This is a genomic window from Hyphomonas oceanitis SCH89, assembly GCF_000685295.1.
In the GTDB taxonomy this organism is placed as follows: Bacteria; Pseudomonadota; Alphaproteobacteria; order Caulobacterales; family Hyphomonadaceae; genus Hyphomonas; species Hyphomonas oceanitis.
In genome coordinates this window covers 1-15,917 of record NZ_ARYL01000038.1, presented here as the reverse complement: position 1 = coordinate 15,917, position 15,917 = coordinate 1, and the positions used below count along the sequence as shown (strand labels likewise).

At 59.2% G+C, this 15,917-nt stretch carries 14 protein-coding genes and 1 other RNA gene; 6 read left to right on the top strand and 9 right to left on the bottom strand.

Annotated features, from left to right (window positions below; translation table 11 throughout):
- The first annotated feature begins 60 nt into the window (after positions 1-60).
- Both HOC_RS17455 and HOC_RS17450 read left to right on the top strand, forming a co-directional pair.
- Positions 61-1,068 carry a tetratricopeptide repeat protein gene (locus HOC_RS17455; protein WP_162174892.1) on the top strand — a complete coding sequence of 336 codons (1,008 nt, stop codon included), beginning with the start codon at positions 61-63 and terminating at the stop codon, positions 1,066-1,068.
- Positions 1,069-1,150: 82 nt separating this feature from the next.
- The gene (locus HOC_RS17450) at positions 1,151-1,459 is read left to right on the top strand and encodes a RusA family crossover junction endodeoxyribonuclease (protein WP_084146431.1); all 309 of its coding nucleotides are present in this window, start codon (positions 1,151-1,153) and stop codon (positions 1,457-1,459) included.
- A gap of 3 nt (positions 1,460-1,462) precedes the next feature.
- On the opposite strand, the gene HOC_RS17445 is transcribed toward HOC_RS17450, so the two are convergent.
- The 4 genes from HOC_RS17445 to HOC_RS17430 form a co-directional block, all read right to left on the bottom strand.
- The gene (locus tag HOC_RS17445) at positions 1,463-2,692 is read right to left on the bottom strand and encodes a cytochrome P450 (RefSeq protein ID WP_051625047.1); all 1,230 of its coding nucleotides are present in this window, start codon (positions 2,690-2,692) and stop codon (positions 1,463-1,465) included.
- Positions 2,693-2,753: 61 nt separating this feature from the next.
- On the bottom strand, positions 2,754-3,209 hold the full coding sequence (locus HOC_RS17440; RefSeq protein ID WP_035540970.1) for a PaaI family thioesterase: 456 nt from the start codon (positions 3,207-3,209) through the stop codon (positions 2,754-2,756).
- Entirely contained in the window at positions 3,209-3,664 is a 456-nt protein-coding gene (locus tag HOC_RS17435; RefSeq protein ID WP_035540969.1) for a PaaI family thioesterase, read from the bottom strand. Before HOC_RS17435 ends, HOC_RS17440 begins: the two co-directional genes overlap by 1 nt.
- A 12-nt stretch (positions 3,665-3,676) precedes the next feature.
- On the bottom strand, positions 3,677-4,141 hold the full coding sequence (locus tag HOC_RS17430; RefSeq protein WP_035540966.1) for an SspB family protein: 465 nt from the start codon (positions 4,139-4,141) through the stop codon (positions 3,677-3,679).
- 261 nt (positions 4,142-4,402) lie between these two features.
- Here HOC_RS17430 and HOC_RS17425 point away from each other — a divergent pair, with 261 nt between their 5' ends.
- Positions 4,403-5,641, top strand: coding sequence for a pyridoxal phosphate-dependent decarboxylase family protein (locus tag HOC_RS17425; protein WP_035541011.1), 1,239 nt, complete (start codon positions 4,403-4,405; stop codon positions 5,639-5,641).
- 1 nt (position 5,642) lies between these two features.
- Here the strand turns inward: HOC_RS17425 and HOC_RS17420 are convergent, their stop codons facing one another.
- Complete coding sequence (locus HOC_RS17420; RefSeq protein ID WP_035540964.1) at positions 5,643-6,356, bottom strand: PepSY-associated TM helix domain-containing protein; 714 nt, start codon at positions 6,354-6,356, stop codon at positions 5,643-5,645.
- 282 nt (positions 6,357-6,638) lie between these two features.
- Between HOC_RS17420 and HOC_RS17415 the strand changes: the two genes are divergently transcribed.
- The gene (locus tag HOC_RS17415) at positions 6,639-8,222 is read left to right on the top strand and encodes an amino acid permease (protein ID WP_035540962.1); all 1,584 of its coding nucleotides are present in this window, start codon (positions 6,639-6,641) and stop codon (positions 8,220-8,222) included.
- A 105-nt stretch (positions 8,223-8,327) separates the two neighbouring features.
- Positions 8,328-9,755: an amidohydrolase gene (locus HOC_RS17410; RefSeq protein WP_035540960.1), complete on the top strand. Its 1,428-nt coding sequence runs from the start codon at positions 8,328-8,330 to the stop codon at positions 9,753-9,755.
- A 9-nt stretch (positions 9,756-9,764) separates the two neighbouring features.
- Here the strand turns inward: HOC_RS17410 and ssrA are convergent.
- Positions 9,765-10,122, bottom strand: a transfer-messenger RNA (tmRNA) gene (gene ssrA / locus HOC_RS21920).
- A gap of 84 nt (positions 10,123-10,206) precedes the next feature.
- Here ssrA and HOC_RS17405 point away from each other — a divergent pair.
- A complete protein-coding gene (locus tag HOC_RS17405) occupies positions 10,207-11,166 on the top strand; it encodes a bifunctional helix-turn-helix transcriptional regulator/GNAT family N-acetyltransferase (RefSeq protein ID WP_035540959.1) in 960 nt (319 codons plus the stop codon).
- Here HOC_RS17405 and HOC_RS17400 read toward each other — a convergent pair.
- The 3 genes from HOC_RS17400 to HOC_RS17390 form a co-directional block, all read right to left on the bottom strand.
- The gene (locus HOC_RS17400; protein ID WP_035540957.1) at positions 11,156-12,664 is read right to left on the bottom strand and encodes a vWA domain-containing protein; all 1,509 of its coding nucleotides are present in this window, start codon (positions 12,662-12,664) and stop codon (positions 11,156-11,158) included. The genes HOC_RS17405 and HOC_RS17400 overlap by 11 nt on opposite strands.
- A 42-nt stretch (positions 12,665-12,706) precedes the next feature.
- Positions 12,707-14,272, bottom strand: a complete 1,566-nt coding sequence (locus HOC_RS17395; RefSeq protein ID WP_035540955.1) for a pilus assembly protein — start codon at positions 14,270-14,272, stop codon at positions 12,707-12,709.
- Positions 14,273-14,406: 134 nt separating this feature from the next.
- Positions 14,407-15,741: a pilus assembly protein gene (locus HOC_RS17390; RefSeq protein ID WP_035540953.1), complete on the bottom strand. Its 1,335-nt coding sequence runs from the start codon at positions 15,739-15,741 to the stop codon at positions 14,407-14,409.
- Positions 15,742-15,917 lie beyond the last annotated feature (176 nt).

Sequence of the window (15,917 nt, the reverse complement as noted above, 5' to 3'; positions counted from 1 at the left end):
AAGGCATAGGCGCGCTTGAAATGACTGGAAAAGTCGGCCGGTCTGCCTGACAATATGGCCATGATCGACAAGCTGCCCATCCCGACCGTTCTGTTCTCAAGACTGCTCATGAAAGTGCTGCTCGCATTGATGGTTATCTTGTTTGCATCGTTAAACGCCGCGCATGCGAAGGAACCGGCGAATTGCCAGACTGCCGCAGAGTGCATTGACCGTGGGCAAAGATTGTTCGATGGCCGGGGCGTGAAAATGGACGTTGACGGCGCCAGAAGGCATTTCGCGAAAGGCTGCGAAATGGATTCCGCCGAAGCCTGCTTCGCACTCGGTCGATCATACGATGGAATCGTCGGGGAGGCGAAAGACAGTATTCCCTACTATGAACGCGCCTGTGAGCTCGGCCTCATCGAGGCTTGCAACAATGTGTCCGTCTATCTTTCTAAATACGAAAATCCGACAGAGGCTGAACTTCGCCGCGCCATTGACGTCTATACAAAGCTTTGTGATCACGACATCGCTGTGGGGTGCCAAAATCTGGCACAAAATTACCTTAAAGGCGAAGGCGTTGGCCTAGACGAAAAAAAGGCGGAGGAACTGCTCCAAAAGTCCTGCGACTTAGGTGGCTTTTGCACCATAAATCTTATGTGGAAGCAGCCCTCCGAACAGATCCGGCCTGCGGCCGTCAAGCGCCTGCATGATCTGGATAAGGAATGTGAACAAAAGCAAAATCCCGTGGTCTGCGAGCTGGCAGCAACGCTGCATCTGAAAGGCGATGGCGTTCCAAGGAACGAACAAAGAGGCATCGATATCCTTGAGAAGGCATGCGATCGCGGAAGCGCCGAACTGTGTTGGGAAGTTGGCAAACTTTTTGTCAAAGGGAAACTGATTGCCCAAAACATCCACCGCGGCGCTGAGTTCCTGGAACGCGGTTGTGAGCTAGGAAAGGCTTACGCTTGCCTCGATATGTCCGACTTGTTGCGCGTCGGGGTCGGACTGCCGGAAGACAAAGCAGCCGCTTCCGTTTATGTAGAGCGAGCTTGCGCCTTAGGAGATATAGAAAGCTGCCCCCAATAAATCCTGACTTACCGCAAGGAATTACCCGCTATTGAGCGCTGACTGGATCAGATCAGGCAAAGTCCGTGCACGCATCACGGAGATGGGCGCGCTGGAAGTGCGCTGCCATGGCCTGACGACGCAGGCAAAATATTACAAGACCCTATTGAAGGAATTCTTCCGCAAGGATTTCCCTCCCCTGCGCCCCGGCTTTGGCGACTATAGCGTCCACATTGTGATGGAATATACCGGCGAGCCGCCGTGGATGGACTTGGACAATCTCGCCAAGGCCCTGCTCGACAGCCTCACCGGCAATGTGTTCGACGATGACCATCAGGTCGCCCGCCTGCTGGTCGAGCGGCGCGTGGGCGAGCGCGAAGGCATCTGGCTCAGCGCCGAGGCGATGGACTAGGGCCTAGACCTCCACATCGAGCCGCTCCAGCCCTCTGAAGAATGGCAGTGCCCTCCACACCATGTCCTGCTTCGGCAAGCGCATGTCAGGATAACGCTCGAACAGTTTCTGGTAGACGCGCCGCGCCTCCATACGCGCAAGCGGGGCGCCGATACAGATGTGCGGGCCGCCACCGAACGCCACATGGCTCGGGCGCTTCACCGTGATGTTGAACGCATCGGGCGCGTCGAACGTATCCGCATCGCGATTGGCCGAGGCAAGCGAACAGAACACGACCTGACGGTGCTTCATGGGGCACCCGGCGACAGACTTGTCTGCCTCCAGTATGCGCGACGTGGCCGACACCGGTGCCTCGAAGCGCAGCACTTCCTCGACGGCCTGCGCGCCCAGCCCCGGCTCGGTTTTCAAGGCGGCCATCTGATCCGGATGGGTCAGGAACAGCCAGACGCCATTGCCGATCAGGTCGGTGGTCGTGAGGTTACCGCCCACCAGCAGCGCGCCGAGATTGATAACCAGTTCATCATCGCTGAGCGGCGCGTCTCCGCTCGCCTGCAATTGCACCATGTCGGAGATGAGGTCGCCGCCGGGCGCAGCGCGCCGGGCTTCCATCAGCTCCCGGAAATATGTGTCGAGCGCGATGCTGCCCGTTTCCATACGGGCCGTCTCTTCCGGCGTGCGCACGGGATTGAGGCCGAGGATCACGTCTTCCGACCATTGGCGGAATTCCGGCAGGCGCTCCTCGTCCACGCCCAGAATGCGCGCAATGACCAGAACGGGAATCGGTACGGCAATCTCAGCCATGAGATCAAAACGGCCACTGGCAGGCGCCGCCTCGATTGTCTCGTCCACAATGGCTTCGATCTCGGCCTTCATGTTGTTTATGCGCGTATAGAACGCCTTCGCGAGCGGCGGGCGAACCCGCGAGTGATCCGGTTCGTCGAGGAACAGGATGCTTGTGCGGCCCGGCTCGTTCTCGTCCTCAATCAGCTGGCGCGAGATCGAGCCCTCCTCCGATTGAAGCGGGTGGCGCACAAATGACCGGTCATTCACCGTGGCGCGCACATCGCCATAGCGGGTGAGAAACCAGGTCTTGGCCATCTCGTCGCGCATGACGGGGCAATTTTCGCGCAGCGCCTTCAGCTTGGGGTGTGGATCGTTGCGAGCATCCGGCATGAAAGCCGTCACCTCGATTACGGATTGCGGCACACCAATCGTGCCCTCATCATCGGCCATGTTTTCCTCCCGGTAGTCTTCTTTGTGGGGAGGATAGCACAAGGCGTGGCGCGTTGCCCGCTTATTCCTGTTTCTGAAGAAGGTCAGGCATCGCGCGCTGAATGCAGCTGGCAGTCGCCTGCGCCAGAAGATCGCCGCTTTCATTGCGCAGCCAGCCTTCAGTGAAGATGGCCGCACGGCCCCGGCGCACAACCTGACCACGGCCGATAAGACGCACGCCAACCGGAACAGGCCGGATGAAGCTGGTCGTCATCTGCAGCGTCGGCGACATGGCGGGACCGCCCTGCACGATTGAGCCAGCCACCGACATGACCTCATCCAGCATCGCCGTCACGAACCCACCCTGCACATTCCCGCCCGGATTGGTGGCCTGTGATGGCGCGAGGAAAGCCGCTTCGCACCACCCCGTCTCCGGATCAAAGCCGATCAGTTCAAAATTGACGAAGGCGGTCGCCGGCGGTCGTTTGTCGGGATTCCCGAGAATCTCCTGCCAATAGGACCGCGCATCAAAGCTCATCAGCCGAGGCGCTTGAACGGCATAGGAATGGCCGTCGCGGTCGCCTTGGCGACCAGCTCGCCGTCAGGACCGAAACACTCGGCCTCCATGAAGGCGGCAGACTTGCCGAGCTTCAGGATGCGCGCCTCGACACTGGCGGCACCGGGCATCAGGCGGCGCAGGAAACTTGTTTTCATTTCAAGGGTTGGCGCGGTCATCGTCACGTTGGACGCGATGATGACGCATGTGCTCATCGCCTCGTCCAGCATGGCCGAAATGAACCCGCCTTGCACAGCGCCGGTCGGGTTGGCGAACATTTGCGCCACGTCAAAATCCATGCGGATGCGCATCTTGTCCTGCTCGACTTCAACCAGAGTCATGCCAAGTGTGTCAGAACAGGGCGGCCGCTTCTTGGAGCCCTGGAAACGGGCAAGCATGTCAGCGTCGCTGATGCGGGGCTTTTCAGTCTCTGCCAATGCGCCGACGACCTATTTGCGCCGGAAGGCGTCGAGATTGACGACCGTACCGGCTGCCGGTGCGGCCTCGGGCTCAGCGGCCTGGAAGGCAGCGGCGGGCGCGATGACTGAATCGTCCTTCGCAGCTGTCTCGAAGGTCAGGCCGAAATTGACCGACGGATCGACGAAGCGTGTGATTGCGGCATAGGGCACGAACAGGTGCTGCGGCACGCCGGAGAATTTCAGGATAATCTCGAAATGGCCTTCGTTGACTTCCAAGTCCCAGAACTGGTGCTGGACAACAATCGTCATGTCTTCCGGAAAGCGTTCCATCAGGTAGTCAGCCACTTTGACGCCGGGCGCCTTGGTGCGGAACGTGATGTAGAAATGATGTTCGCCCGGCAGGCCCCCATTGGCCAGTGCGCGCTTCAGCGCCTCGCGTACGACACCGCGCATGGCAGCCTGGGTGAGCGCATCATATCCGATATAGTCCGTCATGTTCGCTGATCGACCCTCGATTCTGGTGTTGGTTATTTTCCTGTACACTATGCCCGGCACCCTCAACCGGCAACGGGCTTCGCACGGCAGGCGAGGATTATTTTTCACCTCGCCTCGTCGCCTCATGGGGGATGTGAATATCTTCGCAGCTGCAGTCATACAAGCAGGTCTGGGGGCGTTCCGCGTTCGCTGGCCATGCGGCCCACGGGCGTATAAGCTGACTGCAAAAATAACAGCGAGATGCCGGAGGAAGCCCACGCCATGAAGATGCCACAGCACGGACGCGAATGGAGCGAGGTGAAAGCCGACATGGTGGCGCGTGGCGGCGGCGACGCAGCCTGGCGCGACGGGCGCACCGCCGTCTATGTCTTCAATGCCGGCGAGGACGTGTCCAGCGTGCAACATGAAGCCTACGGGATGTATATGGCCGAGAATGGCCTCGGTCCCCTCGCCTTCCCCAGCCTTGCGCAGATGGAGAAGGAGGTCATCGCGATGGGCCTTGAGCTGCTGCATGGCCCGGAAGGCGCGACCGGCGCGATGACGTCCGGCGGTACCGACTCGATCACGATGGCGATCAAGACCGCGCGCGACTATGCCCGCGCCAATGGCCGCCCGCGCGAAGGCGCAAATATCGTGCTCGCCCAGTCAGCCCACCTCGCCTTCGACAAGGCGGCCCACCTGATGGATATCGAAATCCGCCGCGTGCCGCTAAAGACTGACGGCTCCTATGAAGCAGACCCTGTCGCCATGGGCGAAGCGGTCGATGACGCGACGATCATGATGGTCGGTTCGGCGCCAAGCTTCCCGCACGGGATCATTGATCCGATTGCCGCGCTCGGCGACGTGGCTGCGAAGAAGAATGTCTGGCTGCATGTCGATGCCTGCGTCGGTGGTTATTTCGCCCCCTTCGCGCGCATGAACGGCGTGCCTGTGCCACCTTTTGATTTCGAGGTTCCGCAAGTCCATTCGATGAGCGCCGACCTGCACAAATATGGCTATTGCGCCAAGGGCGCCTCGACCGTCCTCTTCCGCTCAGAAGCCCTCTATGAATACATGCCGTTCGACATGGCGGGCTGGTCCGGCGCGCCAATGAAAACGCCGACGCTGGCAGGCACACGCCCCGGCGGTGCCATCTCGGCGGCATGGGCTGTGATGAACACACTTGGCGTCGAGGGCTATCGCGAGAAGCAGGACCTCGTCTGCAAAACACGCGAGCGCATTGAAGAAGGCGTCAAACAACTCGGCTTCGAAATCCTCGGCAATCCGATGCTTGGCTTGGTCGCCTTTCGCCATCCGGAGCATCACGCCTTCGCCATCTATGGCGAAATATACCGGCGCGGCTGGTTTACCTCCGTCACCAAGGAGCCACCGAGCCTGCACCTGATGCTGTCGCCGAAGCATGCCGAGGTGGTGGACGCCTATCTGGCTGACCTGAAAGCCAGCGTTGAAGCCGTCGCCGCCGGCAAGGCCGGAGCGAAGGTCGAGGCGCGTTACAGTTGAGCTAGATAAAATTCGGCAGCGAGGCGAACAGGCCCAGCATCAGGCATCCGGACGCGATCCCGATGGCAGCAAGACGCGGCCCATGCAGCTGGCTCCAGAGCAATGCGCCCGTCAGGCTCATCGTGATAAGTGCGCCTGCGGTCAGGTCGATGAACAGGATCCAGAGAATGCCGAGGCCACTGCCCTTGTGCAGGTTCTTGATAAGCCCGAGAATATTCTCCGCCGTTCGCGTGGCCGTCACCGTGGTTGATCCCTTGGCATATTCCACGAGCAGTGAACCGTTCGGTCCTTTGAACGATTGCTTCCACACCTCGACGGGCGTGACTTCGGTATTCATGAACACGGCGCTTTCTCCCTTGCCCTGCCGGGCCGGTTCAGCCTTCGAGGCACGCGGCACTATGCTTGTGCCGAACGTGTCCTGAGCCCACGTCCCGAGATCTTCCTGCGATCCGATTGCGGCAGGAAAGACTTCCAGAACCACCGATGACACCTCCTTCGGTGCGCCCGTGTCTATCTTCGCCGTCGACCTGTGGTTCAGCAGGAAACCGCTCATGCCCATCATCAGGAAGATCAGCGCGCCCCAGAGGCCCGTCCACGCATGCACGCGCTTCAGCCAGCGCAGGGCTTTCGTACCGCTCATGAATTTCGGCAGGAAAGGCAGGAAAGCCTCGCGTTTTCTGGCGGGTTTGGCTGATGCAGTCGGCGCGTTGATCACTGGGCATACCTTGTCTTTTAATAATGGCGGCGGCCATGCGGGCTGCACTGCATGAGAAGCCGGGCGGGGCCAATAGGTCTTGTCCCGTATTAACAGTGATAAGACGCACAAAGCCCGCCGATCCGTCGTCAATGCAATGAAGTCGCGCACTTTTTCGGGCAGATGCGATGAAACATTGCAGCACTCCCCCCGCCCAACGAGACCCTCCGAAATCCACCTTGCGCGGGGGAAATTTGCCTCTATCCTTGCGCAATAGGCATCTCGCCTGAAAGATTTTCCCCCATGATTTTCGACCGGATCAAATCGCTGGATGCCATTTTGGCAACGGCCGAAAGCAAGTCACTTCACCGCTCCCTTGGCGCCTTCCAGCTGACCATGCTGGGCATCGGCGCCATTATCGGCACGGGTATTTTCGTGCTGACCGCCGCCGCCGCACAAAAGGCCGGCCCGGGCATGATGTTCTCATTCGTCATCGCTGGCTTTGTCTGCGCCGTGGCCGCACTCTGCTACTCCGAGCTGGCCTCCATGGTGCCGGTTTCAGGCTCCGCCTACACTTATACCTACGCGGTCATGGGCGAGCTGCTGGCCTGGATGGTCGGCTGGGCGCTGATCCTCGAATATGCCGTGGCCGCCTCGGCCGTGTGCGTTGGCTGGTCTGGCTATGTCATGGGCCTCATCCAGCATACGACAGGGCTAGGGTTACCCGAGTTTTTAAGTAGCGGCCCGGCATGGGGCTTTAGCGGCTTCATTCCGACTGTCGATTTCAGCCATGGCATCGTCAACCTGCCAGCCATTCTGGTCGCTGGCGCGGTCACATGGCTCCTCGTGCTTGGCACCAGCGAGAGCGCCTCGGTCAACGCCGTACTTGTTGCGATCAAGATCGTGGCGCTGACGGCTTTCATCGTTCTCAGCATGCCGCTGCTCAAGGGCGAGAATTTCTCGCCGCTTCTCCCGACAGGGATATTGGGTCATGACGGATTGGGGGTGGTCGGCGCAGCTGCGTCCATCTTCTTCGCCTATGTCGGCTTTGACGCCGTCTCCACGGCGGCAGAAGAGACCAAGAACCCGCAGCGAAACGTGCCGATCGGCCTGATCGGGTCCCTCGCCATCTGTACGATTTTCTATCTTCTGGTCGCGGCCGGTGTCGTCGGCACCGTGGGCGCCCAGCCGGTTCGCGATGCGGCCGGGATGGTGCTTGGCCCGGATGGTATCGGCTTCGCCAATCGCTGCGCAGAACTGGCCCGCGAAGGCACAGCCCCCATCGTCTGTTCCAAGGAAGCGCTGGCCGAGACACTGCGCCGGATCAATTTCCCGCTGATCGGCAACCTCGTGGGCCTTGCCGCGTCAATCGCCCTGCCCTCGGTTATCCTGATGATGATCTACGGCCAGACGCGCATTTTCTTTGTCATGGCCCGTGACGGCCTGCTTCCGGAAAGCCTGTCGGACGTGCACCCCAAATATCGCACCCCCTGGAAGATGACCATTTTCACCGGCATCGTTGTCGCGATCGCAGCCGCCTTCTTCCCGGTCGGGCAGCTGGCCGATATCTCCAACTCCGGTACGCTGTTCGCCTTCTTCATGGTGGCGCTAGCGGTCATGATTCTGCGCCGCACCGATCCCAAGCGTCACCGGCCTTTCCGCACGCCGCTGATTTGGGTCATCGCTCCAATCGCTGCGCTCGGCTGTCTCGGCCTCTACCTGAACCTGCCCTTCGTTGCACAAATGGTGTTGCCGATCTGGGGGGCGATTGGCCTCCTGATCTACTTCTTCTATAGCCGCAGCCACAGCCATCTGGGACGGGGAATTCTGGAAGTTCCGGAACTCAGCAAGGACGTACCGCAACAACCTGTCCCGCCTATCGATTAGACAACCGGCAAAGGCGCACGGACAAACTTCCTGCACACCTTGTTTTCATCGGCCCCATGCGACAGTCTGGGGCCGACAGAAACCTGAACCTGCCGGAGTTCCCGTATGCGCCTTCTCGCCCCAAGTCTTGCTGCCCTCGCGCTAACCGCCTGTGCCCACGCGCAGAGCAAAGGCGACCAGGCCGTTATCGACAGCGTCGATGCGCGCTACGAACAAACGGCCGCCATCGCCAAGCAGATATGGGATTGGGCCGAGGTCGGGTATCAGGAAGACAAGTCTTCAGGCCTGCTGCAATCGACCCTGAAGGATGCAGGCTTCACGGTTGAGGCCGGGGTCGCAGGTATCCCGACCGCTTTTGTTGCCAGTTATGGCTCTGGCGGGCCGATCATTGCCGTCCTCGCCGAGTTCGACGCCCTGCCCGGCATCAACCAGGATGCCAGCCCCGACCGCTCACCCGTAGAAGGCAAGGCAGCGGGTCATGCCTGCGGCCACAACCTCTTCGGGGCCGGTTCGGTCGGCGCCGCACTGGCAATCCGCGACTGGCTGGAAGAGACTGGCACGCCGGGCACGATCCGCCTCTATGGCACGCCCGCCGAAGAAGGTGGCAGCGGCAAGGTCTATATGGTCCGCGAAGGCCTGTTCGATGATGTCGATATTGCCCTGCACTGGCATGCCGATGATGAGAACTCGGCCGCCGCGCGCACGACACTCGCCAACCGCTCCGCCAAGTTCCGTTTCCATGGCGTCTCTGCGCATGCGGCTGGCGCACCGGAACGTGGTCGCTCGGCGCTCGATGGCGTCGAATCGTTCAACTACATGGTCAACATGATGCGCGAGCACGTGCCCCAGGACGCGCGGATTCACTACGTCATCACCAAGGGCGGCATCGCCCCGAACGTCGTGCCGGACTTTGCCGAAGTGTTTTACTACGCCCGCTATCCGAACGCAGAAGGCGTTGAGGAAATCTGGACGCGCATGGAGGATGCCGCACGTGGGGCAGCGCTGGGCACTGGCACCAAAGTCGACTGGGAGATCATTCACGGCAACAATCCGCTCCTCATCAATGAGACATTGGCCAAGATGATGGACGAAAAGCTGCGTGAAGTCGGCGGCATAACTTACACGCCCGCAGAGCAGGAATTTGCCGAAGAGATTTACAAAAGCTTCGACAAGCCCGGTCTGGCGCTCGGCAGTCAAAGCGAAGTTCAGCCCTATTCCGTCAAGCTGGGCTATGGCTCCACAGATGTCGGTGATGTGTCCTACGCCGTGCCGACAGTCGGCATGCGCGCCGCAACCTGGGTGCCCGGAACCGCTGCCCACAGCTGGCAAGCCGTTGCCGCAAGCGGCACATCAATCGGCTATAAGGGTGCGCAGGTCGCCGCCAAGACGCTAACGCTCGCCGCAATCGAACTCTACAAGGATCCAAAACTGCGCAAGGCTGCGCGCGACGAGTTTGATGCCGCCCGCGGCGAAAACTACGAATACAAGTCGCTGCTTGGCGACCGCAAGCCGCCGCTGGATTACCGGGAATAGGGGGAGAAAAGTGGAGGCTTCTGTTGCCAGGCGCCTCCGGGCCCCGCCTAAGGAGCTGAATCCTTAGGAGTTAATTCGGTTAACTACGTACAGCTACGCTGCGAGCAGTTGACCTTCAGCATGGTTGTCATTTGCAACTATGTTGATGTGAGCTTCTGAGGGGGCTCAATCCGGCGAAGGCCTCGTCTTTACACGTCCGTCGATCCTATTTCGACCCCGTCAGAAACAGGCGAAGTATGCCTGAGCCTGCTTGTGGTGGAGTCGCCGGGTACCGCCCCCGGGTCCGAACCGCTTATTACACGCGCGTTTATCGCCATAGTCCGAAGACAGTATCTATATAGGGGACCTCTCCCTGATATGAAAGACCTTTGCGCGGCATAGCGAGTTTTGCCCACACCCATATTGACAGGCGAACCGATATACATAACATGTTATGTATAGTGCGGAGACCATGATGCCAGACATATTGCAGGACCTCGGCTATCTTGCCTTGGGCAGCCGACTGAAGCGCCTCGCCGAACGCCTGCAGGCAGACGCGACCCAGATCTTCGAGCAGAACTGTTTCATTACACAGCCGAGCCATTTTCCCCTGCTGGCCGCGCTCGACCGCTACGGGCCGTTAACCGTCAGCGAGGCCGTCAGCGCTCTCGGCGTGAGCCAGCCGGCGGTAACCCGAAGCCTTGTGGGCCTCGTCGATATGGGTCTCGCCGAAACGACTGTGTCTGAAACAGACCGGCGCCAGAAAACGATAAGCCTGACCGAAGCCGGCACATCAGCCGTGGCCCGCATGAAACGCGATGTCTGGCCCCATGTCGCGCGTGCCGCCGAAGAAATGGCCGCCGGTCCTGACGGCAGCCTGCTCGACCAGATCGCCCGGATCGAAGCGGCCCTCGACGCCAAATCGATGCCGGATCGCGCACGCGACGGTCACGCCATTATTGAATATTCAGACGATCTGGCCGGCGCCTTTTACGACATCAATGCCGAGTGGATTTCGGACATGTTCACGCTCGAGCCAAATGACATCGCCATCCTGTCCAACCCGAAGGAGCTGATCATCGACAAGGGCGGGCAGATCCTCTTCGTCTCAACGGGCGGCCTCGGCATCGTGGGCACGTGCGCGCTGATGCCGGTCAAGGATGGCCATTTCGAGCTGACGAAAATGGGGGTGCTGAAATCAGCGCGCGGGCGCAAGTCCGGCGAGTTCCTGCTGGCAAAGGCCCTGGAACGGGCGCGCGCCATGGAAATGAACAGCCTTTACCTGCTTACCAACCGCAAATGCGCGGCGGCCATCCACCTCTACGAAAAGCTCGGCTTCGAGCATGATGCGACCATGCTCGACACCTATGGTCAGCGCTATGACCGGTGCGACGTGGCCATGTCCTATCCGCTTGAGACGCTTACTGCTTGATCCGCAATTCCGAGATGGATTGCGCGATCGCGCGATAGGCTGCGGCCAGTTCATCGCCATTCGACGCGTTGAAGGCATAGGCCGGTGTCGTTGCACAATATTCGAGAATGGTGCGTCCATCTCCGGTCTTCTGCACACTGCTCGGCACTTGGAATCCCACCGTATAGACCGTAATCTTTGCCGGCTCCGCCTTCATCGTGTCGCACAGGTCCTGCGCCTGCCGGAACGAGCTTTTAGTGGCCGTCGGGTGGTAGGAGTTGAAATCCCCGTCCGTCATCAGTATCACGGCCTTCATATTGTGCTTGGCATCATAGTCGAGCGGCTTGGATGCCTCCGGCCAGATTGAATTCCAGCTCGGCGAGATCAGGTACCAGCCCCAGGCAAGACCGATATGGCCCGCCGTGCCCCCATTGGCCGTCAACGATTGCACGTGCGCCTTCAGAGCGTCCTTGTCCTCTGTGAGCGGCACAGGACCAGATGCCCGGCAAGCCGCGAAGGACATGTCATACGCACCGCGCGATGAACTCCCGGACTGAGATTCGATCCGGTATTGCCCGTCACGCTTGCTGGAATTGCTGGCCCACCAGTTCCAGCGCGGGTTGCCCGCTCCCATCCATTTTCCCGAACCTGGCGCCGCTTCCGTCGCAGCGTCGCCGCCCGTGCGTTCATATACGCAAGTGTCCCCAATAGAGGCGTCCTCGAACGCCCGGCGTGCCGCGTCCCAGTTGCCATTGCAGTTTCCATCAGGGCACTGCTCGCGCTCATAATAGAAGAACCGCTTGCCGGTCGCGCTATCAATCATGCGGGCACTGTTATAGCTGTCATAACTCGTGCGGGCCGCAGAGTTGCCGGCATCCGCCGAGAGCGTCTGCTCACGCGTAACCGCGTTGAAATACTCACCCGCATTGACCGCATTGTTATACGTCGCGATGGCCAGCCGCACGTTCCCATCACGCGGCTTGTCATCCGGAAGCAGTTCATCGAATGCGACTTCAGCGGCAGACTTCAGCAGGCTTAAGCGGTTATAGCTGTTCATTGAACCCGACACGTCGAACACGAAGGCGACATCGGCGTTCCCGATGGCATAGGTCGATGTAGACGAGACCGGGAAACTCAGCTTTTCGAACCCCATGAGGTTCGAAATGAAGGTCGGCTGGTCACACCGGATGCTACCCTCGATGTCCTTGTTGTCCGGATTGAAATTGACAGTGATGGGTGTGCAGGAAATCCCACCACTCTGCTGGTCGATCAATGCGTTTGCATAGGCGCGCACATCGGCAGAAACTTCTGCTTCGCTTTTCCCGGCCTGGCGCGACAGCGCGCCTGCGAGCACGGCAGAATCCATCGCGTGCTGGACCTTGTTTTTCTGCCGGACCGTATACTGAAAATCCACTGCAATACCGCCAAAGGCAAGCACGGCAGGAATGAAAAGAGCCGCCATGATGGCAACATTGCCTTGGCGCGAGATGCCCCATTGGCCGATCAACCTGCCTGTCATCTTTCCCGCTCCTTTGTGTTCACCCGGCGCGGTCCGGCCGTCCTAGCGTGTGATACGCAAGTCCGAAATCGATTGGGCGATGGCCCTGTAGGCGTCCGTCAGCTCTTCACCATTGTTTGGCGTGAAAGAATGCCCCGCATCGGTCGCGCAATAGTCGAGAATGGTCTCGCCGCTGGGCGTCTTGGCCGCGCTGCTCGGCACCTGAAACCCGACAGAATATATCTGAACATTGTAGGGCTCTTGCTTCATGGCGTCGCAGAACTCCATGGCCAGCTGGATTGAGTTCTGGCCGATGGATGGGTGTGTCTGGTTGAACTCACCATCAGTCATCAGGATGATGGCCTTCGCCGTGTCAGGCTCGTCCCATGGCCACGGGTGCGATGCCGAAGGCCAGATCGAATTCCAGCTCGGCGAAATCAGGTACCAGCCCCAGGCAATCCCAAGGTGACCGGCCGTACCGCCACCCGCATGCAGCGCATCCACATAATCGTCGAGTTTCGACTTGTCTTCCGTAAGCGGCAATGGCGAGGAATTCTCGCACTGCGACGGGGCGGGATTGAAGGCGCCACTGGAAGAATTCGCGCCGCCATATTCGACTTCACTTGAGCCGCTTCCCTTGGAGCTGTTGTACGTATTCCAGTTCCACAGCGGGTTGCCTGCAATCATGGAATCGTCAGCGCCGGTTCCGCCCGCGGCATCGGTAAAGGCATTCACGCCCACGCGCTCAGAGACACAGGTATTGTCACCAATATCGGTCTCGAACCAGCGACGCTTGGGCGTTATGGTCCAGCTGCTGTTATAACCGCAATAACCGCTGCAAGTGGCCCGCTCGTAATAGAAGAAGCGCTTGCCTGTACTCTGGTCAATCAGCACACGGTTGTTATAAGCGTCATAGCGGGACTTTGCTGAACTTGAACCCGATGACGCATCCGTTCCCAGCGTTATCTTGCGCGTGACATTATCAAAATACTCGCCGGCATTCACATTGGAGTTGTAGGTCGTCAGCGCGATGCGGACGGTGCCATCCAGTTCGCGATCATCCGGCAGAAGCTCGTCAAATGCGGTCTTCGCAGACGTCTTCAGGTTCTCGAGCCGGTTATTCGAGTTCATTGAGCCGGACACATCAAAGATGAAAGCGACATCGACATTGCCGACGCCGTATGTGGTACCGGAGGTGACGCGAAAATCGATCTTGTCGCGATGCATCAGCTGGGACAGGGTCGTCGCCTGAGAGCAGTTGATCCCGGCCTCGATATCCTGTGTCCCCTCCAGGAAGATGAGTGTGGGAGCACTGCAGGTCAGGCCATTGTCCTGCACTTTCACAAGCGCAGAGACATAGTCCCTGACCATGACACGAATCTGGTCTTCTGTCTGGCCGGCCTGCATGGCCTTGGAGCCAGCGATCACGGCGCTATCGATAATCGCCTGGATCTTGTTTTTCTGCGTGATAGCCATCTGGAAATCGATCGCGATGCCAGCGACACACAGGATGGGTATGATCGTCAGGGCCGCAATAGCCGCCACGTTCCCGCGCGAATCGCGCACAAAGCTCCGCTTGGACTGGTGTTCCGAATTGACCAACATGACAGGTGCCTCATCCACAGCCATTCTGACTGCGCCCACATGTCACTATGACGGATATAGATTTTCGGCGTGTTAGGCACAATGGCCGTTTTCGAGAGGTCAGCGCAACGTGGAGTTAACCACTTTCCGCGACCTCCCGATCATGGACAAACAGGCGGCTAGTAGGTGATGCGCAGGTCGGAAATCGACTGGGCGATCATCTTGTAGGCGTCCTGCAATTCCTGGCCATTGTCAGGCGTAAACGCGAAATCTGACGAACTGGCACAATAGCTGAGGATATCCCTACCCTGCTTGGGGGCCTGGAAGGCCACCGTGTAGATCACGACACCTGCCGCCTTGGCGCCATCGCACATCTTTTGGGCCTGCTGAAAGGAGTTCCCCAGACCGGATAAGTATACTTCATTGAATTCACCGTCGGTCATCATGATCATGGCCTTGGCCGCATCGGGCTCGTCATAGGGGAGCGGCTTTGAGGCCGCTGGCCAGACAGAGTTCCAGTTTGGCGCGAGCAGGTACCAGCCCCACGCCACGCCCGTATGCCCCGCCGTGGTCCCGTAATCGTCGAGATTGTTGATATAATTATAGAGAGCGGACCTGTTGTGCGTCAGTGGCTGAGGACCAATGTCGTTACAGTTTACTGACCACTTTCCGCTGCTGGTATTGTATGTCGGATCATCCGCCTCAAGCCATCCGCCGGGACCAGGATCCGCATCCGTAAAGGCTTGCGACCCGCCGCGTTCGTGGACGCACGTACTCGTCATGTTAGTCGTGACGGTATTGGTTTTCGTGCAGCTCCCGTTTTTATTTTTCTTGGTACAGTACGTGTAGGAAAAGTCGCGTTTTGGATTCAGGTTCGTCACAGACTTGAAATATGCGCCGGCATTTACCTGGGTATCGTAAGTCACCATCGCGATGCGCACATCATCAGGGTTGGCGAGATTTGAATCTGCGGGCATCAGCGTATCCACGGCATCGCGCGCCGCGATCTTCAGGCTTGCCATCTTGCCGCTATTGCCCATCGATCCGGACACGTCGAAGACGAACGAGACTTCCAGCTTGCCGATGCCATAGGTCGACCCGGACCGGACCCGGAAGTCCATCTTGGTCTGGCCAAACAGGTTCGACAGCGTTGTCGGCTGCGAACACATGATCGTCGCGTTGATGTCCTGCTTGCCGTCGACATATTCCAGGGCAACGCCCGTGCAGGAGACATTACCCTTCTGCTGTTTCAGCAGGGCCGCAACATACTGGTTCACATCCTTGGTCACATCGGCGCGCGACTTGCCGGCCTGCATCGACCGGGCCCCGTATATCACGGCATTGTCGATCATCGACTGGATCTTGTTCTTCTGCGTCATCGTCATCTGGGTGTCGATGGCAACGCCGACGATGGAAAGGATGGGGATGACGGACAGGGCAAAAATGATCGCGATGTTGCCGCCGGTATCGGCGCGCCAACGATCAACAACAGAAAACAGTTCAGCGCGCTTCAACTTTGACTCCAGTTCAGAACAAAACGCTATGCCAATGTAGATAAAACATGAGAGATCCCGGCCTGTTGGGCATTAGTAGGTGATCCGGAGATCGGAGATGGATTGTGCGATCAGCTTGTAGGCGTCCTTCAGTTCCTGCCCGTTATCAGGCGTAAACGCGAAATCTGACGAACTGG